Source organism: Arthrobacter sp. BK1 (assembly GCF_056680055.1).
The window spans coordinates 2,877,760-2,900,263 of sequence record NZ_CM155263.1; the positions used below are offsets into that span (position 1 = coordinate 2,877,760).

23 protein-coding genes are annotated in these 22,504 nt (G+C 64.0%); 10 read left to right on the forward strand and 13 right to left on the reverse strand.

What is annotated here, in order from left to right; all coding sequences use genetic code 11:
- Positions 1-10: 10 nt before the first annotated feature.
- The 3 genes from AC1MCA_RS13045 to AC1MCA_RS13055 are packed head-to-tail and all read right to left on the reverse strand — an operon-like array spanning position 11 to position 2,300.
- A complete protein-coding gene (locus tag AC1MCA_RS13045; RefSeq protein WP_479797885.1) occupies positions 11-916 on the reverse strand; it encodes an acyl-CoA thioesterase in 906 nt (301 codons plus the stop codon).
- A gap of 6 nt (positions 917-922) precedes the next feature.
- Positions 923-1,405 (reverse strand): cupin domain-containing protein, encoded by a 483-nt coding sequence (locus tag AC1MCA_RS13050; protein WP_479797887.1) that lies wholly within the window; start codon positions 1,403-1,405, stop codon positions 923-925.
- Positions 1,406-1,409: 4 nt separating this feature from the next.
- Complete coding sequence (locus tag AC1MCA_RS13055) at positions 1,410-2,300, reverse strand: fumarylacetoacetate hydrolase family protein (RefSeq protein WP_479797889.1); 891 nt, start codon at positions 2,298-2,300, stop codon at positions 1,410-1,412.
- Positions 2,301-2,427: 127 nt separating this feature from the next.
- Between AC1MCA_RS13055 and AC1MCA_RS13060 the strand changes: the two genes are divergently transcribed.
- A complete protein-coding gene (locus tag AC1MCA_RS13060; RefSeq protein WP_479797891.1) occupies positions 2,428-2,823 on the forward strand; it encodes a RidA family protein in 396 nt (131 codons plus the stop codon).
- Between the two features lie 38 nt (positions 2,824-2,861).
- Here the strand turns inward: AC1MCA_RS13060 and AC1MCA_RS13065 are convergent, their stop codons facing one another.
- Positions 2,862-3,308 carry an acyl-CoA thioesterase gene (locus tag AC1MCA_RS13065; protein WP_479797893.1) on the reverse strand — a complete coding sequence of 149 codons (447 nt, stop codon included), beginning with the start codon at positions 3,306-3,308 and terminating at the stop codon, positions 2,862-2,864.
- A 161-nt stretch (positions 3,309-3,469) separates the two neighbouring features.
- Here AC1MCA_RS13065 and AC1MCA_RS13070 point away from each other — a divergent pair, with 161 nt between their 5' ends.
- The gene (locus AC1MCA_RS13070; RefSeq protein WP_479797895.1) at positions 3,470-4,330 is read left to right on the forward strand and encodes a PaaX family transcriptional regulator; all 861 of its coding nucleotides are present in this window, start codon (positions 3,470-3,472) and stop codon (positions 4,328-4,330) included.
- A 615-nt stretch (positions 4,331-4,945) separates the two neighbouring features.
- A complete protein-coding gene (locus tag AC1MCA_RS13075; RefSeq protein WP_479797897.1) occupies positions 4,946-6,226 on the forward strand; it encodes an MFS transporter in 1,281 nt (426 codons plus the stop codon).
- Between the two features lie 65 nt (positions 6,227-6,291).
- On the opposite strand, the gene AC1MCA_RS13080 is transcribed toward AC1MCA_RS13075, so the two are convergent.
- Positions 6,292-6,990 (reverse strand): GntR family transcriptional regulator, encoded by a 699-nt coding sequence (locus AC1MCA_RS13080; protein WP_479797899.1) that lies wholly within the window; start codon positions 6,988-6,990, stop codon positions 6,292-6,294.
- 104 nt (positions 6,991-7,094) lie between these two features.
- Between AC1MCA_RS13080 and AC1MCA_RS13085 the strand changes: the two genes are divergently transcribed.
- From AC1MCA_RS13085 to AC1MCA_RS13100, 4 genes are all read left to right on the forward strand, one after another.
- Complete coding sequence (locus AC1MCA_RS13085; protein ID WP_479797900.1) at positions 7,095-7,889, forward strand: HpcH/HpaI aldolase family protein; 795 nt, start codon at positions 7,095-7,097, stop codon at positions 7,887-7,889.
- 2 nt (positions 7,890-7,891) lie between these two features.
- Entirely contained in the window at positions 7,892-8,851 is a 960-nt protein-coding gene (locus AC1MCA_RS13090) for a C-terminal binding protein (RefSeq protein WP_479797902.1), read from the forward strand.
- A 239-nt stretch (positions 8,852-9,090) separates the two neighbouring features.
- Positions 9,091-9,867 (forward strand): cyclase family protein, encoded by a 777-nt coding sequence (locus tag AC1MCA_RS13095; RefSeq protein WP_479797904.1) that lies wholly within the window; start codon positions 9,091-9,093, stop codon positions 9,865-9,867.
- Complete coding sequence (locus AC1MCA_RS13100) at positions 9,864-11,540, forward strand: thiamine pyrophosphate-binding protein (protein WP_479797906.1); 1,677 nt, start codon at positions 9,864-9,866, stop codon at positions 11,538-11,540. Before AC1MCA_RS13095 ends, AC1MCA_RS13100 begins: the two co-directional genes overlap by 4 nt.
- Before the next feature lie 103 nt (positions 11,541-11,643).
- Here AC1MCA_RS13100 and AC1MCA_RS13105 read toward each other — a convergent pair whose 3' ends face one another.
- The 7 genes from AC1MCA_RS13105 to AC1MCA_RS13135 all read right to left on the reverse strand — a co-directional run bounded on the left by AC1MCA_RS13105 (position 11,644) and on the right by AC1MCA_RS13135 (position 18,122).
- The gene (locus AC1MCA_RS13105; RefSeq protein WP_479797907.1) at positions 11,644-12,924 is read right to left on the reverse strand and encodes an alkaline phosphatase family protein; all 1,281 of its coding nucleotides are present in this window, start codon (positions 12,922-12,924) and stop codon (positions 11,644-11,646) included.
- Complete coding sequence (locus AC1MCA_RS13110; RefSeq protein WP_479797909.1) at positions 12,921-14,573, reverse strand: alkaline phosphatase D family protein; 1,653 nt, start codon at positions 14,571-14,573, stop codon at positions 12,921-12,923. Before AC1MCA_RS13110 ends, AC1MCA_RS13105 begins: the two co-directional genes overlap by 4 nt.
- Positions 14,574-14,656: 83 nt before the next feature.
- Positions 14,657-14,887: a CDGSH iron-sulfur domain-containing protein gene (locus tag AC1MCA_RS13115; protein WP_479797911.1), complete on the reverse strand. Its 231-nt coding sequence runs from the start codon at positions 14,885-14,887 to the stop codon at positions 14,657-14,659.
- A 20-nt stretch (positions 14,888-14,907) separates the two neighbouring features.
- Positions 14,908-15,963, reverse strand: coding sequence for an iron-containing redox enzyme family protein (locus tag AC1MCA_RS13120; RefSeq protein WP_479797913.1), 1,056 nt, complete (start codon positions 15,961-15,963; stop codon positions 14,908-14,910).
- 283 nt (positions 15,964-16,246) lie between these two features.
- Positions 16,247-16,855 carry a DUF3618 domain-containing protein gene (locus AC1MCA_RS13125; RefSeq protein WP_479797915.1) on the reverse strand — a complete coding sequence of 203 codons (609 nt, stop codon included), beginning with the start codon at positions 16,853-16,855 and terminating at the stop codon, positions 16,247-16,249.
- Positions 16,852-17,283 (reverse strand): phage holin family protein, encoded by a 432-nt coding sequence (locus AC1MCA_RS13130; protein WP_479797917.1) that lies wholly within the window; start codon positions 17,281-17,283, stop codon positions 16,852-16,854. The genes AC1MCA_RS13125 and AC1MCA_RS13130 overlap by 4 nt, the downstream gene beginning before the upstream one ends.
- Complete coding sequence (locus AC1MCA_RS13135; protein WP_479797919.1) at positions 17,280-18,122, reverse strand: hypothetical protein; 843 nt, start codon at positions 18,120-18,122, stop codon at positions 17,280-17,282. Before AC1MCA_RS13135 ends, AC1MCA_RS13130 begins: the two co-directional genes overlap by 4 nt.
- A 283-nt stretch (positions 18,123-18,405) precedes the next feature.
- On the opposite strand from AC1MCA_RS13135, the gene AC1MCA_RS13140 reads away from it, so the two are divergent.
- Complete coding sequence (locus AC1MCA_RS13140; protein ID WP_479797921.1) at positions 18,406-18,855, forward strand: MarR family winged helix-turn-helix transcriptional regulator; 450 nt, start codon at positions 18,406-18,408, stop codon at positions 18,853-18,855.
- Positions 18,856-19,010: 155 nt separating this feature from the next.
- Positions 19,011-19,793, forward strand: coding sequence for a GOLPH3/VPS74 family protein (locus AC1MCA_RS13145; protein ID WP_479797923.1), 783 nt, complete (start codon positions 19,011-19,013; stop codon positions 19,791-19,793).
- A 33-nt stretch (positions 19,794-19,826) separates the two neighbouring features.
- Here AC1MCA_RS13145 and AC1MCA_RS13150 read toward each other — a convergent pair whose 3' ends face one another.
- Positions 19,827-21,080 carry a D-arabinono-1,4-lactone oxidase gene (locus AC1MCA_RS13150; RefSeq protein ID WP_479797925.1) on the reverse strand — a complete coding sequence of 418 codons (1,254 nt, stop codon included), beginning with the start codon at positions 21,078-21,080 and terminating at the stop codon, positions 19,827-19,829.
- Between the two features lie 107 nt (positions 21,081-21,187).
- Between AC1MCA_RS13150 and AC1MCA_RS13155 the strand changes: the two genes are divergently transcribed.
- Positions 21,188-22,501: a glycoside hydrolase family 27 protein gene (locus AC1MCA_RS13155; RefSeq protein ID WP_479797926.1), complete on the forward strand. Its 1,314-nt coding sequence runs from the start codon at positions 21,188-21,190 to the stop codon at positions 22,499-22,501.
- Positions 22,502-22,504: the final 3 nt, after the last annotated feature.

Below are 22,504 nucleotides of genomic sequence, written 5' to 3' on the forward strand. Positions count from 1 at the left end.
TGGGTTGGTGTCAGGAAGCTTGGCGGATCATGCCTTCTTGCGCCACGGTGGCGAGCAGCCTGCCGTCCCTGTCGAAGAAGCGGCCCAGTGCCAGTCCGCGGTTGTTCTGGACCGAAACGGCTTCCTGCGCGTAGAGGATCCAGCCGTCCGCGCGGCCATCACGGTGGAACCACATGGAGTGGTCCAGGCTGGCCGTGCTCAGGCCCGGAGAGGTCCAATGCAGATCATTGACGCGAAGGAGCGGTTCCAGGATGGTGTAGTCGCAGACATAAGCCAACGCGGTGCGGTGCAGGTCCGCGGTCGCGTGGGCATCGGCGGCATCCGGGAGCATGTCAAAAGCCTTCACCCAGACCGCCTGGTGGGGCTGGCTTTCGCCCTCCACCTGGACGTAAAGCGGACCGGGAATGTGGCGCATGTCGAAGCTCCGCCCGGCAGACCAGTAGGCAGCGGCCGCGCCCGGTGCACCCTCGAGTGCGTCGGCGGCGGAACGGAGGGATTCGGGTTCCACGTCAGCGGGGGTGGTGGGCTGGTACTCCGGACCGGCTTCCGGCACGTGGAAGGAGCCCATTGCGGCGAACACGGTTTTGCCGTTCTGGTAACCCCGGACGCTGCGGGTGGAGTACCCGCGGCCATCGCGCAGCCGCTCGACCTCGTAGCGGACGGTCGACTCGACGTCCACGGGCCGCATGAAGTAGCTGTGCATCGAATGGAGGCTGCGGTCCGAATTCACGGACCGCATCATGGCCGCCGTCGACTGGGCCACCATGTCCCCGCCATAGGACTTGGGCCATGGCACATACTGCGTTACTGCCTCGTAGGCTTCGTCCGCATGCTGTGCCGGAACGGATGTGAGCTCGATGGCCCGCAGGAAGTTATCGGACGTGGGTGCCTTGACCGTGGGGGATGCGGGAATCATCGCCGTTTATGCCCTGCGGTAGTCGGCGAGGGATTCGTCGGCGACGTCATCGAGGTTGACCACGATGTTCTCGGGAGTGCGGGCGGTGAGCCACACCAGTTCTTCGGTCACGGACATGTTCGCCTCGACGTGGGGCATGAACGGCGGAACGAAGACCCAGTCGCCGGCTTTCATGTCCTGGTATTCGGTGTAGTTTTCGCCGTAGTAGATCCGGCCGTAGCCGCGCAGGACGTAGCCGCCGGTCTCTGCTTCGCCGTGGTGGTGGGGGAGGGAACGGTAGCCGGGGACATTGGATACCTGGCCGAACCAGATCTTTGTGGCAGGGGTGTGCTGGATGGAGACACCCGAGACGCGGACGCAGTCGCCGGACTGGGCGGTGTTGGTGTCTTCCTGGCCGGCCTTTGTGACCACGGGAACTACGCGTCCGTCGGCGCCGGCATAGATCGAGTTATCGCCCTCGGTCAGGTATTCGGTGGTGGTATCGGTCATGATTTCACTCCTTTGTGCTTATGGCTGCAACCGGCGTGCGGTCTTCAGTGCCGCCGGGATTGTTGATGCGAACGGTGTTCTCCAGGACGCCGATGCCGGCAATCTCCGTGGTGAGGACGTCACCGTCGCGCAGGAACCGTGGGGGCTTCATGCCGATTCCCACCCCGCCGGGGGTGCCGGTAAGGACCAGGTCGCCGGGCCGGAGCACCGTGAACTGGGAAATGTAGGACAGCAGCTGTGCGGGCCCGAACACCAGGGTTGAGGTGTTTCCGCTCTGGACCAGCTCGCCGTTGACGTAGCCCTTGACGTCAAACGAAGTGCAGGCCTCATCCGCGGTGAGCATGACGGGGCCTACGGGGGTGGTGGCGTCGAAGGCCTTGCCTTGGAACCACTGGAGGGTCCGATTTTGCCAGTCCCGCATGGAGACGTCGTTGGCAACCGTATAGCCTGCGATCCCGGACTGGGCCTCCGCCTCGTCCGCGTGGAAGAGGCGGGCGCCGACGACGACCGCCAGTTCCGCTTCCCAGTCCACCCGGTCGCTGCCGTGGACGGTGATGGTGTCGGTTGCGCCGGTCAGCGTATCTGCGTATTTGGCGAAAAGTGTGGGGTATTTGGGGAGCTCACGTCCCATTTCCTGGATGTGGTCACCGTAGTTCAGCCCGCAGCAGATGACTTTCCCTGCCTCCGGCAGGAGCGGAGCAAAGCTGTCGGCGGAAGCCGTGATTCCGGCGCCGGCATTCGCTGCATCGGCGGCAGCCTCGGCAGCATCCCGCCAGAGGGGGTCTGCGAGAAGCGTCCCGACGCTGGAGTAGGGCAGCGGCAGGTAGGTGTCCGCACCCACGGCGAGGGCCGCCGTCGTACTGTTTTCGCCTGTTCTCAGTGTGGCGAGTTTCATCTGCCAGATCTCCTCAATGCATATATCGACTTTATTACGATCGTCACATATGCTCAAGGTAGCACGGCAGAGAAGATCTGAATAGTGCTTTTTTGACGCCAGTAACAAGCCGATTCAGGAGAATACTGTGAACAGGACCATCAACCCCGATTCGCTGCCCAAGCCGTCCGGATACGCCCATGGCATCCTGTCCGGAAACACGGTTTTTCTCGGCGGGCAGACGGCACTGGACAAGGACATGAAGATTGTCGAGGGCGGAATCGTCGAGCAGTTCAGGCAGGCGTTCACCAACGTCCTGACCACACTGACCGAGGCGGGCGGCGATGGGCGGGACCTGGTCAGCGTCACGATCTACCTCACCGACGTCGATGACTACATGGCCAACGGCCGGGAAATTGGCCGGATCTGGCGGGAAATGGCCGGCACTGAGTACCCTGCGATGGCAGGAATCGGCGTCACCCGGCTGTGGCAGAAGGAAGCGTTGATCGAGATCCAGGGAATTGCGGTTATCGGTAACCGCTGACCTTTTACAAGCGTCGCCGGTTTCGGGCCCCCTGCCCTCTAGGGGGCGGGGATGGCCGCGGCCATGAGCCCGTTGATGGCTTCAACCAGATCGGCGGGCCAGGGCTGCGACTTTTCAGAGCCCTGCGGTACGTGGGCCACTGTCACGGTTCCAAAAGCCGCGATACCGCCGGCGGATTTGGGGTGGGCGTGGCCGCGGACTTCGAACGCATAGGTCAGGGATGTCCGGCCCAGCTTCCGCACCTCGATGGCGGCCGTGATGGGCTGACCGAACCAGAGCTTGGACCTGTACGAGATTTCCTGGTGGACCCGCGGTGCACTGGGGAAGTAGCCGGGCAGGTCCAGGCTGCGCATCAGTTCGGCCTCTGCCGCTTCAACCCATCGCATGATCGCGGAGTTGTGCTGGTGCCCCGAAGCATCAGTATCAACCCACTCGACTGCTCTGTTGATGCTTGCGTGGGCGACCAATGGATTTCGTGCTGACATGGGCGCTCCCGGACCGTGGAGGAGTGGACCTCCGGTTATTATGTAAAGTGTTTGACGACCGTTTCCATGGTGCCACAGCCGTGGTGACTCAATGAACTGCCGCATCCGAATTTCGAGGCGCCGGCAGTCCTGGCCGATATCCGACCAACCCGAGGTGCTGCATGGCTTCCGTAGATACCGTTCCGGACATGGTCCCCATGCCGCGCCATCAGCATCTCATCGTGACGGTTTATGGACTGTATGCCAGGGAGCACGGCGGTGTCCTCGCCGTGTCCGACCTCATCCGCCTGCTCAGCGATCTGGGCGTCGAGTCAGCCGGAGTACGGTCCTCTGTTTCCAGGCTCAAGAAGCGCGGTGTCCTGGTCAGCCTGAAGCAGGGCGGCTCGGCGGCGTACAGCCTCGCCCCGGGACTGGAGGAAGTATTCAAGGCCGGTGACGAACGCATCTTTTCCCCCCGCCGGGCCGAGGAAGGCGACGATTGGATGCTGACCTCGTTCTCGGTGCCGGAGTCGCAGCGGCACCTGCGCCACAAGCTGCGCACCATCCTGACACGCATGGGCTGCGGGCAGGTTTCCCCGGGGTTATGGATCGCACCCGGAAGCCTTGCGGATGAAATCGCCCACCAGTTGGACCGCGCCGGACTGATGGAATACGTGGATCTGTTCAAAGCCGCTCATCTGGGCGGGGGGAATGTCCGCGCCAAAGTGGGCGAGTGGTGGGACCTGCCGACACTCGACGCCCTCTACTCGGACTTCCTGGTCCGCCACCGGGATGTCCTGGCGCGGTGGTCCGGCGGCCTGGCCGACGAGGCCGAAACGCCGGAGCAGCTGAGGCAGGCCTTCATCGACTACGTGCCCACCGTGACCCAGTGGCGGCGTCTCCCTTACCTCGACCCGGGGCTGCCGGAGAAGTACCTTCCCGAAGGCTGGTCCGGGATCGCGGCCGAGGCACTCTTTGCTGATGTGCATGCCCTATTGGGTCCTAAGGCCCAGCGGTACGCGCGGGCTGTCCTGGGCGCCTGACCGCCGCCTCCCGTGGTCAGTCGCCGTCCAACTCCGGACCGGGGATGGTCCCGCAGAGCGGACATCTCCCTGTAGGGATCGCCCTCATTGATCATGTCTCTGGCGTGCTCGCGTATGAAGGCCGAGACCTCAGCAGCGGTGCCCAGTTCCCGGACGTCGAGCAGGACAGTATGCCGCTTTCGGGCATTTGCTTCTTCACTCCCGGGGATGGCGGAGAAGGCGGCGTAGGCAAGATGGCGCCGCCGGTCCAGAATTTTCGAAGTATCGCGCCAGGATTGTCTTCTCCTGGAGCGCGGCGATGGCTCCTGTTTGAGCGAGCGTATTGGTGGCGCCCAGAATATTCACGGCCACGCCGTAGAGGCACCCTAATCGCGTCGTCTGCGGCCCGCAGCTTGTCACAAATTTCGGCAATGTAAATTCTAGGTGGCGACTGTCGACAATTTTGAATTTAGCCTGCACACTAGTGAGGACGGCAACTCTTCGCAGGCGTTGCCCTTGCTTCACCTTCTTCTTTCACCACGGGCGGCCTGAGCCGCCCGGTTCCCGGATGTACGCCGAAAATCGAGTTGTTGCCATCTCCAACCACTGGAACCTCACCACTAGGGCAGGACTAACATGCAAGCCATTGCCACCCGGAAGGCCATCAGACGGCTAATTCCGCTCTTGGGTATCTGTTTCTTCATCAGCATCATTGACCGCACCAACGTAAGTGTCGCTTCACTCACCATGAACGCGGATATTGGCATGTCGGCTGCAGCGTATGGCTTCGGCGCAGGCATCTTCTTCATCGGATACTTTTTGTTCGAAGTGCCCAGCAATCTGGCATTGGCAAAGTACGGCGCCCGCCGCTGGATCGCCCGGATCATGATCACATGGGGCGTCATCTCAATCGCCATGTACTTCATCAGCAACGAGACGACGTTCTACATCTTCCGTTTCCTTCTGGGCGCCGCCGAAGCCGGATTCTTCCCAGGAGTGGTTTTCTTCCTGTACCAGTGGTTTGACCAGAAGAACATCGCGAAAGTCCTGGCCACTTTCTTTGCTTTCGGCCCACTGGCCAATGCTGTCGGCGCGCCCCTGGCCACGGCCATCATGTCCACATGGGGTTGGCAGTGGGTCTTCGTGGTGGAAGGTATTCCCGCCATCATCCTGGCATTTGTTGTCCTCCGGGTACTTCCGGACAGTATTGAGGATGCGAAATGGCTGACGGCAGAGGAGAAGGTTGCTCTTCGTTCCGCTGTTGCAAAGCCCACCGAGCACGTCTCATGGGTAAAAGCCCTTCGTGACCCGCAAACCATGCTGATGTGCCTCCAGTATTTCCTGATCATGACCAGTAGCTATGCCCTGGTTCTGTGGCTGCCGCAGGTCATCAAGTCCCTGGGCGCTGATGTTGGCCTCACTGGCTGGCTGACGGCCATCCCCTTTGCCGCGGCTGCCGTCGGCATGGTCCTGTGGGGCCGGCACTCCTCCAAAACCGGGGAACGGATCTGGCACACCGTAATTCCGTGCATCGCGGCCTGTCTCGCCTTCGCCGTCGGCGCCTATACCAAGGAACCGGTCATGGCCCTTGTGCTCCTGAGCGTGGCCGCAACATGTGTTTACGCCGCCCCCAGCGCATTTTGGTCCCTTCCCCGGACCTACGTCAGCGGCGCTGTGGCTGCAACCGCAACGGCGCTGGCCAACTCCTTCGGCAACCTCGGTGGCTTCGTTGGACCCTATCTCAACGGATGGATGCGCGACCTCACCGGTGGGTTCGAGCTTGGGCTTGCCCTCCTTGGAATACCCATCCTCCTGGGCGGTCTCCTGACGTTCATTACCGCACGCATGGCATCGCCCAAAACTGATAGCCATCAGACGGATGAGAACCTCCCCGCGATAGTTTCCGCACAGAATTAATCCGAAAGAAGGTACGCGGTGCCGCGCCCGGCATCGGCGCGGCACCGCACCGCACGCTCAGCTCGTCAGCGCAATGGAGGCAGGAGCGAAGGACAGCCCATCCCCTGGAGGATGTGAGATTCGAGCTCGGCCACGACGTCCCCCGCCGAACCCCTCGACGCGGCCTCAGTCAACAATTGCACCAGAAGTTCGTGCCGTTCGACCATCCCGTCTGACCCCCGGTTGGGGGCATCAGTGCTGATGAGAGTGAGTTCCACTTGATCCTGAATCCGCCCGTAGCCCTCGATCAGCCTGCTGTTACTGGAAAGTGCGACCAAGGAACTATGAAAAACCCTGTCGGCAGCGGCGATGGCAGACTGCGACCCGGACGTGAGTGCGGCTCGCAGGGCCTTGAGTTGAAGGGAGAAATCACCGATAGCTTTGTCCGAGTGGACAATGAGTCGCACTGCGAGGGTCTCGTAGGCCAGCCGCATGCCGGCAAGTTCCCTCAGGTCGTCTTCACCAAATTCAAGGACCACGTACGACCGGTTCGGGTCCTTCGTTGTGAGTCCCGCGGCCTCGAGCAGGCGCAGCGCTTCGCGGACCGGGGAGCGGCTGACCTTCATTTGCTCAGCGATCACAGAATCCCGGAGTGCATCACCTGGGCGCAGTGTGCCATCCAAGATAGCTTCCCTGAGTTTTTCGTGAATCTGCGTCACAAGAAGTCCCGGACGAATAGGTGCGAAGCCGTGCGTGGCTGTCATGATCTCCTCAACTTTGCCCACTCGGGAGTCCTTCGAAATAATCAACCCGCCATAGTGGCGACTGTGGACAATTGCCCCCCACAACCATCCTCGCATATGACCACTGACAGAGATATGGAACATTCATGAACGCCTCAACCCAAAACCTGACAGGCCGCCTGGCGGCCGGCCCCCTCATTGGCACTTTCGTGGGCCTCTCCAGTCCTACCGCTGTGGAAATACTTGGCTGGAGCGGTTACGAGGTGCTGTGCCTGGATGCCGAGCACTCGGCTTTCGGCGTAGCCGACCTTCAAGCACTCATCCGCGCGGCCGATGTCACTGGCACACCGGCCTTGGTCCGTGTTCCCGAACTCGGCCAGGATGTCGGCCGCGTCCTGGACTGGGGTGCCGCGGGCGTGGTGGTGCCCCGGATTGAAACGGCGGACCAAGCCAAGGAGGCCGTCTCTCGAGTGAGGTACCCTTCCGTGGGAACGCGCGGAGCCGGGCCCGGCCGTGCAACTCGTTACGGCGCCAGTATGGGGCAATATCTGGCCACAGCCAATGATGACGTTCTTCTCGTCCTCCAAATTGAGACGGCGGCCGGAGTGGCCAATGTCGACGAGATTACTGCCGTCGAGGGAATCGATGTCATCTTTGTCGGACCCGGCGACCTGGCCGTCTCGTTGGGGACAAGCCCTGGGTCCCCCCAGCACGTCGCCGCTGTCGCTTGCATATTGAACGCGGCGGCCCACAATGGCGTCCCTACCGGAATATTTTGCTCGTCCCCCGACCAGGTGGAGAAGTACGCTGCCGAAGGCGTCCGGCTGTTCCTTATCGGCGCTGACGTCGTTTTCCTCGCTGAGGGCGCGGACCAGACGCTGAAATCCGCACGGGCAGCAATTGCCGCCGCGGCACTCGTATCAGCACAGGGAGCTAACTGATCATGCGCATTGTCAAAACCGACGGAGTCCTCGAAACGCAGGACGCCGATCGTGCCGAATTCGCAGGGCTCGACATCATCTTTGATGAAATCACCAGCCTGACCGAGGCCGAACTCATCTCCAACTGCGAGGGAGCCAGCGCGTTACTTGTTCTCCGCGAGCCCATCACGGCGCGAGTCCTGGATGCGCTTCCGGAGCTTCGCGTCATCGGGCGCTTCGGCGTGGGCCTTGACTCCATTGACGTCCAGGCCGCTACCGACCGGGGTGTAGTCGTCACCAACGTGCCCGACTCCAACATTACCGAAGTCGCCACGCACGCCGTAGCCCTGGCTTTGGCGCTGACTCGCCGGTTGCACCGGTACGACCGCAGCATCCGGTCAGGTAAATGGGATTTCGAAGGTCCAGGTGCCGGCATTCGCCGAGTCTCCACTCAAGTGTTCGGCCTTATCGGCTTCGGCAAGATCGGCCAGCGGGTAGCTGCCAGCGCGAAGGCCATCGGATTCGAGGTCTGGGCTCACGATCCGTTCATGTCGGACGACGCGATCTCCTCCCTTGGGGTTAAACCTGCGTCGTTCAGCGATCTGATCGCCGGCGCCGACGTCGTTTCAATCCACGTGCCACTTATCGAAACAACACGGAATCTCATCGGAGCCGCTGAACTCGCCAAATTCAAGGCAGGCTCGAATCTAATTAACGTCTCCCGGGGTGGACTCGTTGACGAAGTCGCGCTGGCAGCTGCGGTCGCCAGCGGACACCTGGCGGGTGCTGGCCTGGATACATTTGCCGTCGAACCACTGGCAGCCAACAGCCCACTTCGCGACCTTGAACACGTCATTCTGTCGCCCCACGCCGCACATTACTCCGCCGAATCGTACGCGGAGACACGGCTGAAGGCCTTCCGTGACGTCGCCCGGGTCCTCGGTGGGGATGCGCCGTTCTATGCGGTAAACGCCCGGAATTGATGCGATGCCGACGCGTCCTACCTGGACGCATTGTATTGAAATAGTTTCGATCGCAAAAAAAGCGGTACAAAACCTCAAGAGTGTGGTTAGAATCATCCCACCGGAAATGCCGGGACTACCACTCTGGACGGGAGTGGGGCAGCCGCTTCGCGGACTTCTCTCCTCCGTCGCCAGTGTGAGGGCGCGCTTGGCCTTGCCATTCTCATTTTGACTGAAGAAGCACACCGGATAGGAGAACAATGTCTGTAGTAGCTGGGCTGGTTACGGCCCTCGGAGATGGTTCGGTAGAAGTCCTGGACCTCACCACGCCACTGAGCAGGGACACCCCGATACTCAACCTGCCGGAGCCTTTCGCGAACACCGTTGGCCTCAGCCTTTCTCCGGTGAGCAACTTCGACGACGCCGGGCCGGCATGGGCCTGGAATGATGTGACCGTCGGAGAGCACACCGGCACGCATCTTGATGCGCCCATCCACTGGATCTCGGGCCGCGACGGCAAATCAGTGGATCAGATTGAGCCGTCCCGCCTCGTCGGACCCCTTGTGGTGATCGACAAATCTGCGGAAGTGGCTCAGAATCCTGACTTTCTTCTGGAGCCTGGGCACTTTGAACAGTGGCAAGACGAACACGGAGCGCTCCCCGATAACTGCTGGGTCATTTTCCGTACCGGTTGGTCTGCCCGTGGCGGGAACGCCTCGGACTTTGCCAACGCGGATGAGAACGGACCCCATACGCCAGGAGTCTCGGCTGCAGGCGCTGAGTGGATAGCCAAGAATGACAGCATCAGTGGGTTTGGCGTGGAGACTGTCGGCATTGATGCGGGGCAGGCCGGTGGCTTCGACCCGATGTTCCCCGTTCATTCATTCCTTCTCGGGGCCGACAAATACGGCGTCACCTCCCTTCGGCAGGTCGACAAACTTCCCGTACGGGGTGCCACCCTGATTGTTGCGCCACTGCCCATCGTCGGAGGAACCGGCAGCCCCGCCCGTGTGTACGCCCTGGTGGAGAAGGCATGAGCGGGTCGGCCAGGGTCTCCGATCTCGTTGGGCAAACGCTGGCGAAGCTGGGCGTCGGTCACGTGTTCGGAGTCGTGGGGAGTGGAAACTTCGACGTCACCAACTCCCTGATCCGTGAAGGGGTCCCCTTCACAGCAGCACGGCATGAAGGCGGCGCTGCAACAATGGCCGACGCTTATGGCCGGATGTCCGCGAAAGTCGGCGTAGTAACCACCCACCAGGGCTGCGGCCTGAGCAACGCCATGACAGGGATCGGCGAGGCGGCAAAAAGCCGCACACCCCTCATCGTTCTGACCGCTGATACGCAGGGCGCGGCAGTGCGCTCGAATTTCAAGATCGACCAGGACGGACTTGCCCGAAGCGTCGGGGCGGTCGCCGAAAGGATCCATTCCCCGGAGACCGCCGTGGCAGACACTGTGCGCGCTTTCCGCACAGCGGTCAATGAGCGGCGGACAGTTGTCCTTAGCCTTCCGCTGGATGTCCAGCATGCGACGGCGGCAGTCACTCTTGACGAGGTAGCGCTGCAGCCGACCGCACGGGTGCGTCCCGACGCCGCAGCCGTGGACCAACTCGTCCAGCTCATTCGGGAAGCAGAACGGCCCGTATTCGTGGCCGGACGTGGAGGACGGGGAGCCCGGGACTCGATCCTGGCGCTTGCCGACTACAGCGGTGCACTCGTTGCCACCTCGGCGGTAGCGAACGGTCTTTTCAATGGGGAGACCTTCAACCTGGGCATCTCCGGCGGCTTCTCGTCTCCGCTCACTGCTGAACTCATCGCCGGGGCGGACCTGATCGTCGGGTGGGGCTGCACGCTGAACATGTGGACCATGAGGCACGGCCGCCTGATATCGCCGGATGCCAAAGTCGTCCAGGTCGACGTCGAAGATTCCTCGCTCGGAGCCAACAGGCCGATCTCGCTGGGTGTGCTGGGCGATTCTGCCCTCACGGCCGATGACGCCCTGGCAGCCTTGAAGACCGTCCAGCCGAGGTCAGAGGAAAAGTACCGGACGGAGTCGAATGCCCTTCACATTAAGCAGGCGTCGAGGTGGCGGGATGTGGAAACCGCTGACCTGTCCACGGCCACCTCGATTGATCCGCGGGTCCTCAGCCGCGAACTCGACTCGATCCTCCCGGCAAACCGCATCGTCTCTGTAGACTCCGGCAACTTCATGGGCTACCCCAGCCAGTACCTGTCCGTGCCGGACGAATTCGGATTCTGTTTTACGCAGGCCTTCCAGGCAATCGGTCTGGGACTTTACACAGCCATAGGGGCGGCCCTGGCCCGGCCGGATCGACTGCCTGTTCTGGGGGCCGGCGATGGCGGGTTCCTGATGGGCATCAGCGAGCTCGAAACAGCGGTCCGCTTGGAGCTGCCACTCGTGTGCATCGTCTACAACGACGCCGCCTACGGGGCTGAAGTGCACCATTTCGCCGAGGACGGCCAAGACGTTGACCTGAGCACTGTGACCTTTCCTAACACGGACATCGCCGCGATTGCCAGGGGGTTCGGTGCTGACGGCATCACCGTTCGGACTGCAGAGGACCTCCAGCCAGTAAAGGACTGGGTGGCGGCATTCACCGCCGGAACCCAGAACCGGCCCCTGGTAATCGACGCAAAGATCGCCTCTGACGGCGGATCCTGGTGGCTCGCCGAAGCCTTTCAGGGGCACTGATCTGGCGTCCGACGGCGGCTGGTCGGCACTGTAAGGGAGCGGCACCTAACAACAGCGGGCGACGGCGGGAGCTCCCGCCGTCGCCCGCTTTTGTTGCCCGAAGTCAGAGCCGCAGGGCCCCCGAGCGCGCAGTTCCGTCGTACCCGCCGCGAGGAGCTTTGAGTCCGTAAACAGCGCCGACGGTCGGGGCCACATCAACGGTCCTTGCGGGCTCCGACGACACTGCCCCGGGGACCACCAACGGGCTGCCGCCGGAGATGAAGAAGGGAATCGGCTCGGTGGCGGGGTGCCCGTGGTTACCCGGAATCGGGTTGGAGGTCACGTACGGGTCGGAGAAGCGCCAGCCGGCCCGGCAATAAGCCACCAGGTCTCCGGCTTCGGCCCCCAGGCGGAGATCGCCAGGCCTGTTGACCGAGAGCACGCCCTCATGCGGACTGACCAGTTGTTCGACGGCGGCCAACCCGGCCGCTCGGTCTGCGTCCGGCCCGGTCCAGTAGAGCAGGTCCGCCCCGCCGTTCTGAGCAATTTTGATGTTCGACTGCAGCTCCGGCCGGGACTGCAGGATCAGGTCCACCGAAACCACATTCGAGGGGATGGACCAGTCCATGGAGTGGTCTGCGAGCACCATCATCACACTGGACTCCCACTTGCCGGTGCCCTTGAGGTGGTCGATGAAGCGGCCCACCTGCATGTCGGTGTCTGCGAGGGCGGCCGTCCGGGCCGCCCGCAGCGTGGTACCGGAAAGGTCGGAATGGCCCACACGGTCAATGTCGCCCAGGTTGGTGAACACGAAGTCGGGGTCTGGCCCGCTCACCATCGCCAGGAGGGCGTCCATCGTGGCTGCATCGGGCGCATGACCGGTCACCGGAAGGAGCGGCTGGGGCTCCCACCTGTAAGTGGCCCGGGTTCCGAAGACGCCATACAGATACTTTTTGCTGAGTACCGAAGCAGTGGTCAGCCCCTGCTCCTGCAGCCGCTCCAGCAGGGTCGGAAAGTGCAGGTCAGTGGGCCGGTCGAGGTCCCGGACCACTCCTTCGGCCCTGTCGTAGACGGAGTTGGCAGGAACGCCTGAGCGGTCCGGACGCACACCCGTCATCATCATCACGTGGTTGGGAATTGTTTCCATCACGGGGAGGGACCGAGCGGCCGGAAAGTTTGTGCCCGCCGCACGCAGGCCCGCCAGCCGGGGCGTCAGCGTGGTGGTGATCTCGTCCGGGCGGCAGCCGTCCACCACGAGCACATAGGTCCGGGTGCGTCCCGCCGCCGGGGCGGCCCATGCCGTTCCAGGCGCGGCGGAAAGTACGACGGCGGCGCCCCCGGCAGCGGCGAACTGCAGGAACTGCCGGCGTCCCGGCGTCGGGCGTGCAGATGGTGAATGGGTCACTGGAGTCCTCCCGGAGTGGGCGTTACTTGGCTGGTGCCGGCATGCACCGTGAATGATGTGGACAGGCTGGATCCCGAGCTCGCGGACGTGCGTTCGGCCAGCACGAACCAGTCCATCCGGACTCCGGCAGGGGTGACGTCCAGGACTGAATAGCCGTGCGAGTCGAAATCAAGGTATTTGACGTGCGGGTTGGCTGCCTTGATGGCGTTCTCGACGGCGAGGGATCCGGTGCGCGGCGGAACGTTGAGGATGTCGTCGAGGTTATCGCTGGTGACGGACGTGCAGACCAGTTCGGCGGCCACGGAATCGCCCGTGAGCGGGTAGGCGGCCGGATCCGCGGGAATGTCGCAGGCCCAGCCGGAGTGGATGTCGCCGGTGAGGAAAACAGCGTCCTTGACGGCGTTGTCCCGCAGGTGCCGGACCACGCGGTTGCGGTCCGCCTCGTAGCCGTCCCACTGGTCCACGTTGTAGGGGACGCCGCTGATGCTCGTCCCGCCCATCAGCTTCTGCACACCGCCCAGTTCTGCCGTGCTGAGGGTCGAAGGAACCCTGACCGGTGCGATCATGACCGGGTTGCCCACCAGCTTCCACTGCGGGCCGGCGGACTTCAGGTTGCCCAGCAGCCAGTCCATCTGGGCGGCACCGGTGATGGTGCGGTTGGGGTCCTTAACCGCAGCGTCCGTTCCGTTAACGGCCTGCTGGTCCCGGTAGGACCGCAGGTCCAGCATGGACAGGCTCGCCAGCGAGCCGAAGTCGAGGCGCCGGTAAATCTGGCCGCCCGGCTCGTAGCGCACGGGCATCCATTCCGCGTAGGCCCGGTGCGCGGCGGCAAACCGTTCGCTCCAGGCTCCTTCGGCGCCCTCCGTGTGGTTCTCAGCGCCGCCCTTCCAGGCGTCGTTTGCGGATTCGTGGTCGTCCCAGGTCACGATGAAAGGCGCGGCGGCGTGCAGTGCCTGCAGGTCGGGATCCGTCTTGTATTGGGCATGACAGCGGCGATAGTGGGCGAGTTGGGTCATTTCGTGGGCAGGCTCGTGAGGACGGACCACCACATCGCGCGCCTGGTATTCGCCGGGTCCGTATTCGTACAGGTAGTCGCCGAGGTGGAGCACGGCATCGAGGTCTCCCCGGGCTGCAAGGTGGCGGTAGGAGGAGAAGTATCCTGCCTGCCAGTTTGCGCACGACACGACACCGAACTTCAGCCGGTCCACCGGCGCGCCGGCCGCCGGGGCCGTTCGCGTGCGGCCCGCAGGGGACACCCACTGATCGAGTGTGAACCTGAACCAGTAGCTCGTGCCGGGGGTGAGCCCGCCCGCGATGACCTTGACCGTGTGGTCCCGGGCAGCTCCTGTATTGGCCTTACCCCGGGCAACTATTTTCCTGAAGTCCGCATCAGCGGCAACTTCCCAGCCCACCGGAACATCCTTGCCCAGTCCGCTTCCGGGCAGGGCCTCGGGCGACGGGGTGACACGGGTCCAGAGCAGCACGCTGTCGGCCATCGGGTCACCGGAGGCAACCCCGTGACCGAACGCTCCGGCGCTGGCAGCGGCAGCAGGGAAGCCGGCAGTTCCGACCCACGCTGAGCCCGCAGCCCCTGCGGCAGTGATCGCTGCAGCAGAACGCAGTATTTGACGACGAGTAAAGTTTGGCATGATTCGAGTATTCCTACTCGCGAGTAGCGGATCAGGCTTTCCCAGCCTTTGTTCCCCCGCTGTTTGCCCAGTGTTTGCTTTGGCTAGGCCTCGGGCTCGGCAGGGCCCCGCGGTTCGGTGCGGAACTTAATCAGCTTGTGTGTCCCGTCGCAGTAGGGCTTGATCGCCGACGCGCCGCACCGGCAGAGGGCAACGGTCCGGCGCTGCCGCGGCACTGGCTCCCCTGAGGGCGTGAGAATCTCGAAGTCGCCGCGGACCAGGAGCGGCCCGTCAGGGCAGACGGTGATTGATCCATCGGCGGATTCCTGGTCCATGGAACCTCCTTGAGGTGTTGTCATGCTGCCACGGGGAGGTCGGCGCGGAGCGATGAGCGTCCGTTTTCCCACGCGTCCATGACGCGGAGGGTGAGCCGGGCATCCAGGGCGATGGCCGCCGTCGCGCCGAACAGGACGTCGGGGAGCAGATCCGGTTCCGCCTCCACCAGGCCGCCGGCGAGGTCGCGTCCGGCGATCTGTTCATGGACAGCGTCGGCCTCAACGTGCTCGTCGAAGTAGGCCGTGGCCGCGGCGTCAAAGTTGTGGCGGCGGAACCCGTTGCCGTACAGCTGGTTGGGCCGGGAGGAGGTCATTTCGTAGATCGCCAGGTGTCCCGCGATGGCGCCGCGGAGCCGTCGGTTCAGCCCGAAGAGGGACATCATGTTGACCGACGCCAGGGCAATTGCCGGCACGGTGTCAACGTAGGCGCCGTACCGGTCATCGAGTCCGAGCGCCCGCATGGTCTTGGCGAACAGGGTACTGTGCATCCGGTCCGCGCGGCCGCCGCCGTACTCGTCGGCCTGGATCTCCACCAGCGCGGCCTTGGCCCGGCCGGTCAGCCGGGGGATGGCCCACGTGTGCGGGTCCGCCTCCTTGAGCTGGTAAATGGACTTGTGGACCAGGAACTCCCTGAGCTGTGGAACGGTGGCCTTCTTCGCAACATACTTCGAAAGGCTGGGTCCGGTGTCTGCCGCAGCAAGGGCAAACAGAACGGTTGCGACGCCGTCGCTCACCGGACCCGCAGCCGGAACCGGTGGGACCTCGGGGACCGCAGCGGCGGCCGCCACACGGAGTCCACGTTCGAACGGCTCCTCCAGGAGCCGGCGAACCGCGATCAGACCTGGATGCCATTCCCAGCCGTCATCCACACCATCAAGCCCGCCGTAGTGGAGCTCATAAAGGCAGAAGAGCGCAAGCTGGATGTCGTCGTCCTCGATCACGTCGTCAGCCTCGGCCAGCCGTGCCGCGACGAGAGCCGGAAGGCCGGTCAGGGCCGCCACAATCTCCGTGGGCTGGCCAGCGAGGACCGCCAGCAGGGCTGCGCTGAGGGGGCCCCGCGGTTCTGGGATGTGCAATTGCTTCTCCTGAGGAATGTTCGGTTCGTACAGCGCAACCAACTCGTGCAGCGCATCGGGCAGGGTCAGTACCGGTTCCGGCTGCGGGGCGGCGTGGCGGTGGGGTTCTGCTTGGCCCGGCGTGCGCGCAGGATGCGGCTGATGATGGCGGGGAGGAAGGCAAGGAGCAGTTTCTTCATGACGGGGGTCCCTTCGTAGCGGAAGTTGTGGTGGATCCTATGGTGGTGAATCAGCCGAGAGGGCCGCCCTTCCTCTGGAAGGACGGCCCGTCAGCGTTTAAGGACTACGTGTTCTGGACGTGGTCTTTGGCGTCGGTTGCCCGTTCTTTGACGTCGGTTGCTGCGACCTGGCCTTCGGCTTTGACGTGTTCGGCGGCGTCGGTGGCGGTGGCTTTGACGTTTTCCATGGCCTCGCGGGCGGGTTCCTTCAGGCCTTGGGCCATGTCCTTGGCGGCCTCGGTCAGTTCCGTGGTGACCGGTTCCGCGGCGGTCTTGAGGGCGTCGGCGGCTTCGCGTTCCTTCTCGCTGGCCGGGATCAGGGAGGAGAGCAGCATCCCGGCGCCGAAGGCGACAAGGCCTGCGGCGAGGGGGTTGCCCTGGGTCTTGGCCTTGACCTGCTGGGGTGCGTCCCCGATGGCCTGGCCGGCGTCGTGCAGGACGTTCCCGGCGCTGTCGGTGCGGTTGTGGACCCCGCTGTGGACGCGGGTGGTGGCGTCGTCGGCTGCTCCCATGACTTTCTCCTTCACGCCGAAGACGGCGTCTTTGACCTTGTCCGTTTGCCGGTGGACGATGTTGGACGGGGTGACTTTGTCTGCCACGGCGTCCACGTTGGTGCCCAGGCGGGCGCGGGTGGCTTCAATGTCTGATCGGATTGCGTCCGGGTTGTCGCTCATCGTTTTACCTCACCGGGTTTCAGGGTTGGGGGGATTTCAGAGAGTGTTTCGGCGGTCTGGGGCATGCCCTGGACCTGTTTGAGGTTCTTGCGGCCCACCGAGGCCAGGACCGCGGCGATGATGCCCCAGATCACGGCGACAACGACGGCGGACCAGCCGAGGCCCATCAGCTCGCCCAGGGCGTACCAGAGGGCGAGGGAGAGGAACAGCAGGACAAAGTGTCCGGCGACGCCGGCGCCGGCGAGCATGCCGCCGCCCTTGCCGGCCCGGGTTGCGGACTGCTTCAGTTCGGCCTTGGCGAGTTCCACTTCCTGGCGCATCAGCGTGGACAGGTCACGGGTCACCTCACCGAGCAGATCACCCAGAGAGGTGTTATCCGCTTTCGCGTGCGCCGCCGATGGCGGCGTTTCGGGTATTTGGCTGCTCACAGGTGACGACCTTCCGCATCCCGGTCCGCGGTGCTGCGGAACGGATCCTCTTCATAACGCAACGGGGCGTCCGCAGCGGTGCCGGTTGGCAGGTTCTGGGAGGAGACGGGGCTGCCTGTGGCGATTCGCGGTTCGTCGAACAGGCCGCGGTCGTCTCCTGCGGCGAACACCGTCTCCTGCCGGATGGGGGCACTCTGCTGGACCGGGGCGGTCCTCGGGACCGGAGGAAGGGTCTGGCCTGTGGCGCGGCCCTGGGTCTCCGGTGCACCTGCAGCCAGGCCGCGGGTGAGCCGTCCGGCGAGGATGCCCGCGCCGGCGGCGAGGAGCAGGAAGGTACCCGGACGCTGCCGTGCGAAAGACTTCACTTCGGTGAGCAGCGAACCCGGGTCCCGGCCGTCAAGCCACGACGCGACGGACTGCGAACGGTCCGCGGCCTGCCGGATGAGGTCCGATGCCACGCCGGGCTGATCGGAGGCGTCCGCCATGGTGCGGAGCTCAGAGGAGATGCCGCGGATGCCCTCTGCGACCTTCTGCTGCTGGGTGCCTGCCTGGCTGGTCAGGTCGGCCTTGGCCTGGTACAGAAGATCGCGGGCGCTGGTGGAAACCTCAGCGGCAACGTTCGAAGCCTCAGCTTTAGCCGTCTCCGCGACGTTCTGTGCTGCACCGGCGGCCTGGCTGGCGACCTGTGAGGCCTCTGCCTTCGCCGTTTCGGTCTTGGAACCGGACGCTTCGCCGGTGCCCAAGGAAGAAGCGGGCATCCGGTTTCCGTACTGGTCAACGTTTCCGTAGGGGTCAACGCTGGCCGGGGCGCCCGTCTGGGGCCACTGGTTTTCAGTCATGGTCGCTCTCTCTTTCGTGAAGGGTTCGCTGACAGGAGCTGCCAGTCCTACTGGCTTCGCAATAGTAAGCAAGGTTACTAACTAGATACTAAGCACACTTGCTAATGGTTGCGCAAGGGCTGCCTGTTAGGTGGCGGTTCGGCTTTGGGGTGCTGGACTGCTCCGTGCCGGGCTGATGGGCCTCATCGGGCTCGGCGAATCCAGCGCCCGCTTGCCAAACAGATACTAAGCATGCTTATGGTGGATGCATGCCGGAGGCTCTCAAGGGAAGGAACAGCTTGCCATGACCACTGATTCAGAGCGCGAACTCCGGAACTTTTGCCAGCTTCTCTCGCAGGCCGCTCGGTTGGTGCAGCGCCGCCAGGATGATGTCCTCGGACCGCTGGGGCTCACCCGTGCGGCGGTTATAGCGCTCGAGGGCCTGGCTTCCGGGGCCCTGAACCAGGAACAGCTGGCCTCTTCCGTCCATGCCAAGAGCCAGACCATGGGCAAGATTCTGGCGAGGTTACAGCTGGCAGGACTTGTTAGCCGGAGCCGGCATCCGCAGGACAGGCGGCAACTCATCATCGGGCTCACTGGTGCCGGCCGCGAGGCCCTTGCGGCCGCGCAAGAAGCTGAGGCCCGTGCACTCCCTCCGGAACTGGACGTCAGCGCCTGGCAGACGCTACAGAAGGAGCTCGCCAGGTTCGTTGGGTCACTGCAGGCCCGGGAGATGAACGAGAGATCTGCATAGCGGGGTAGAACGCAAGCGTACGACGGCGGGAGGTCCCGCCGTCGTACGCTTCCCTCTTTCCGTGGTGCGTGCGCCACCAGTGGATAAGTTGGAAGCAGTGGTTCCGTTAAAAGCTGTGGTTGTGGCCGTGGCCCTGACGGGCGCACCATGATCGTATGGATGCTCAATTACCTAAGGCAGAGGAGTTGAGCCTTCCTCAGGCTTTCCTCCTCCTGGCAACGAACGACAAAAGCGGCGGACCGGACGTGCCTGCGTACCTGCTGCGGACCACCCTCGCCGGGGCCATTCTGGCCGAACTGGATCTGATCGGCGCCATTGAACTCGACGGAAGGTTCGTCCGGGTGACCGGCGATGCTCCCCAGACGGACCTCCAGCAGGAACTTGACCTCATCCGGCACAAATCCCGCCCCCACACCCCCAAACGCTGGGTCTCCATGCTGGAGAGCCGTGCCGAGGTGCAGCGCGTGTACCAGGGGATGGCGGCACATGGCCTGGTGGATCACGTCGGCGAAAAGCGGCTCGGCCTCTTCAGGACAGTGCGGTATCCGGAGAAGGACCACGCCCCGGAGGCGGCGCTGGTGCAGAAAATCGAGGCGGCACTCACCGACAGGCAGGGCGCGGCGCAGCCGGAAACCGGGGCTCCCGCCGCAGAACCCCGGGCCGCGGATACCGCGCAGCCGGAAGCCCCACAGCCGGACACCATGCAGCCGGATTCCGCGCAGCCGGAACCCAAAGCCACAGGCCCCCGGGCCGTAGATTCCAGGACCAGGGCACTGATCGCACTGCTTCACGCCTCGGGGCTGCTGGAGAAGCTTTTCCCGGATGCCGATCGTGGCCGGGTTGGGCAGCTGTCAGGCAATTACTGGCCTGCCCGCGCGGTGGAGGACGAACTGCGGATGATCAGGCTGGCGGAGGCGGAATCTGCCATTCAGGCCTGACGCGGATGACTGGCAAATTCCTGCTGAGCTTCGCTACGGAGCCGCTGTCCTGGCACCCAGGATGCTGTCCAGCAGGCCGTTGCGGAATTTGCCTTCCGGATCGTGCCTGGACACCAGTGTGCGGAAATCCGCGAACCGCGGGTACAGCTGGTCCCAATCATGGCCGGACGGGGTGAACAGCTTGCCCCAGTGCGGCCTGGCGCCGAAGGGTTGCAGCAGCTCCTCCAGTTCGGGCAGGAGCGCTTCCACCTGGGCCTGAAGCGGCTTCCAGGTGAAGTGCAGAGCCACGCTCTGCTGCCGGTAGAACGGGCTGAGCCAGAATTCGTCCGCGGCGCCCGTCCGGATTTCGGACACAAACAGCAGGGGAGCCAGTTTGTCCGCCAAGCCGCGGACGGCCTGCAGGGCCGCCGGCGCGTGCTCCAGCGGCAGGATGAATTCGCTCTGGAGTTCTTCGCCGTTGCTGGGGGTGAACTCGTGGCGGAAGTGCGGCAGGCGGTCCAGCCAGGGGCCCGGCTCGTCGAACTGTGGGGTGCAGTTTTCCGCCGACATGTCCGGCAGCGGATGCCGGGAGTGCGTTGCGGCGGTGGCCCCGAAGACCTCTGCGAGTGCAGGCTCGGAATCGAGGGCCTTCAGCCACACCTGGCTGATGGAGTCGCCGGCGTAGTCGGTGAACAGGCTGACACTGTAGGCGCTGGAAACCAGCGAGTTGAAATCTGCCAGTGCCCTGTCCCAGGGAAGGTTCTCCAGGACGCGCTGGCGCATCCGGAAGCTCGGCCGGACCGAGAGTTCAAGGCCTGTCACGATGCCCAGTGCGCCGAGGGCCACCACACTGCCCAGGAATTCGTCGCCGTCGTCACGCGAAAGGGTTGCCAGCTCACCGGACGGGCGGACCAGATCGATGCTTTCGACAGCCCCGGCGAGGGACGGGTTGTCCACGCCGGAACCGTGTGTTCCCGTCTGGACGGCACCGGCCACGGAGATATGCGGGAGTGAGGCCAGGTTGTGGATGGCGACGCCGGACTGTTCAAGGCTGCGGCACAACTCGCCGTAGCTCACACCACCGCTGACTTTGACGCGTCGGCGCGCTGAGTCCAGTTCAATGGTCCGGGGCAGGGCGTCGAGCAGGATGTGCGTGCCGTCGGTATCGCCCACCCGGTTGAACGAGTGCCGCGAGCCCAGGGCCTTGACGCGGCCTGCGCCGGCGACCACCTCGGCAAGCTCAGCCACGGAGCCCGGCCTGCGGACGTCCGCTGATGAGTATTCGAGGTTTCCTGCCCAGTTCTTCATTGAATCGACTCTCCGCTGATGGGTTTCCCTTCGTCAACTGTGAGCGCTAACAAGATGGCTGTCAAGCTGGTGGCGGCATGTCATTACATCGTTGTAAATTTGGGTTCATGACGCTTGCGATGACCCCGCCCATGGGCTGGAACAGCTGGGACTGCTACGGCACCACCGTCACTGAGGATGAGGTGCTGGCCAATGCTGCGTTTATGGCCCGGCACCTGCTGCCGTTCGGATGGGACACCGTGGTGGTGGACATCCAGTGGTATGAACCCGCGGCCCGTGCCGGCGGGTACAACGACGGAGCTGAGCTGGAACTGGACGGGTTCGGCAGGCAACTGCCTGCCGCAAACCGTTTTCCCTCTGCGAAGGGCGGTGCAGGTTTCAAGCCTCTGGCCGACCGCATCCATGAAATGGGACTCAAGTTCGGCCTGCACATCATGCGCGGCATTCCCCGGCAGGCCGTGAGGGACCGGCTGCCCGTAGAGGGAACCGCCTGCACGGCGGACCAGGTAGCGGACGTGTCCTTGGTCTGCGAATGGAACGCGGACAACTACGGCCTGAACCTCCAGCATCCGGGCTCCCAGGCGTACTACGACTCCCAGCTTCGCCAGTTTGCCGCGTGGGGCGTCGACTTCGTGAAGGCGGACGACATGCTGGGCCCCTACTTCGCCGCCGAGATTGACGCCTACCGGCAGGCCATTTCCCGTAGCGGCCGTGACATGGTGCTGAGCCTCTCACCCGGCAGGGCGCTTTCCCTGTCCCGGCTGGACCAGCTGCGCAGTACCGCGCAGATGTGGCGCGTATCGGACGATCTCTGGGATGTGTGGGAGGACGTCGAGGCGCAGTTCGGCAGGATGGCACGCTGGGCTCCCCATCAGCGGCCCGGAGCCTGGGCGGACGCCGACATGCTTCCCGTGGGCAGGATCGCGCTGCGTGCCGAGCGCGGGAGTGAGCGGCTCAGCCGGCTGACCCTGGACGAACAACGGACCATGCTGACGCTGTGGTGCATCTCCCGCTCCCCGCTGATGCTCGGGTGCGACCTGCCGTCATCGCCGCCAGAAACCCTTGACCTGCTGACCAACACGGACCTTCTGGAGGTGCACCACGCCAGCGTCAACAACCGGGAACTGCTGCGCGACGGCGACCTGGTGCTGTGGGCAGCGGAAAGCCCGACGTCGGACCACCGCTTTGTGGCTGTCTTCAACACCGGGCGTGAAGAGTTGATCCGGAAGATACCGTTGGCTGACCTCGGCCTCACCGACGACGATCGTTCGGACAGGCCGAAGTGGCGGGCCCGGGAGGCCTGGAGCGGCAAGGACGCCGTCATCAGCACGCTCACGGGACCGCCCGCTGCGCACGTCAGGATCCCAGGCCACGGCGCCGCGTTCTTCCGCTTCACGCGGAGCGCTGACCCCGTAGCTTGAGGC

What these genes read in the sequence shown, in the direction of transcription:
- AC1MCA_RS13140 (WP_479797921.1), top strand. Translation starts at nt 18,406, where the DNA reads ATGACCACTGATTCAGAGCGCGAACTCCGGAACTTTTGCCAGCTTCTC.
- AC1MCA_RS13125 (WP_479797915.1), bottom strand. Translation starts at nt 16,855, where the DNA reads ATGAGCGACAACCCGGACGCAATCCGATCAGACATTGAAGCCACCCGC.
- AC1MCA_RS13110 (WP_479797909.1), bottom strand. Translation starts at nt 14,573, where the DNA reads ATGCCAAACTTTACTCGTCGTCAAATACTGCGTTCTGCTGCAGCGATC.
- AC1MCA_RS13115 (WP_479797911.1), bottom strand. Translation starts at nt 14,887, where the DNA reads ATGGACCAGGAATCCGCCGATGGATCAATCACCGTCTGCCCTGACGGG.
- AC1MCA_RS13055 (WP_479797889.1), bottom strand. Translation starts at nt 2,300, where the DNA reads ATGAAACTCGCCACACTGAGAACAGGCGAAAACAGTACGACGGCGGCC.
- AC1MCA_RS13095 (WP_479797904.1), top strand. Translation starts at nt 9,091, where the DNA reads ATGTCTGTAGTAGCTGGGCTGGTTACGGCCCTCGGAGATGGTTCGGTA.
- AC1MCA_RS13075 (WP_479797897.1), top strand. Translation starts at nt 4,946, where the DNA reads ATGCAAGCCATTGCCACCCGGAAGGCCATCAGACGGCTAATTCCGCTC.
- AC1MCA_RS13070 (WP_479797895.1), top strand. Translation starts at nt 3,470, where the DNA reads ATGGCTTCCGTAGATACCGTTCCGGACATGGTCCCCATGCCGCGCCAT.
- AC1MCA_RS13085 (WP_479797900.1), top strand. Translation starts at nt 7,095, where the DNA reads ATGAACGCCTCAACCCAAAACCTGACAGGCCGCCTGGCGGCCGGCCCC.
- AC1MCA_RS13050 (WP_479797887.1), bottom strand. Translation starts at nt 1,405, where the DNA reads ATGACCGATACCACCACCGAATACCTGACCGAGGGCGATAACTCGATC.
- AC1MCA_RS13090 (WP_479797902.1), top strand. Translation starts at nt 7,892, where the DNA reads ATGCGCATTGTCAAAACCGACGGAGTCCTCGAAACGCAGGACGCCGAT.
- AC1MCA_RS13065 (WP_479797893.1), bottom strand. Translation starts at nt 3,308, where the DNA reads ATGTCAGCACGAAATCCATTGGTCGCCCACGCAAGCATCAACAGAGCA.
- AC1MCA_RS13145 (WP_479797923.1), top strand. Translation starts at nt 19,011, where the DNA reads ATGGATGCTCAATTACCTAAGGCAGAGGAGTTGAGCCTTCCTCAGGCT.
- AC1MCA_RS13155 (WP_479797926.1), top strand. Translation starts at nt 21,188, where the DNA reads ATGACGCTTGCGATGACCCCGCCCATGGGCTGGAACAGCTGGGACTGC.
- AC1MCA_RS13045 (WP_479797885.1), bottom strand. Translation starts at nt 916, where the DNA reads ATGATTCCCGCATCCCCCACGGTCAAGGCACCCACGTCCGATAACTTC.
- AC1MCA_RS13150 (WP_479797925.1), bottom strand. Translation starts at nt 21,080, where the DNA reads ATGAAGAACTGGGCAGGAAACCTCGAATACTCATCAGCGGACGTCCGC.
- AC1MCA_RS13100 (WP_479797906.1), top strand. Translation starts at nt 9,864, where the DNA reads ATGAGCGGGTCGGCCAGGGTCTCCGATCTCGTTGGGCAAACGCTGGCG.
- AC1MCA_RS13135 (WP_479797919.1), bottom strand. Translation starts at nt 18,122, where the DNA reads ATGACTGAAAACCAGTGGCCCCAGACGGGCGCCCCGGCCAGCGTTGAC.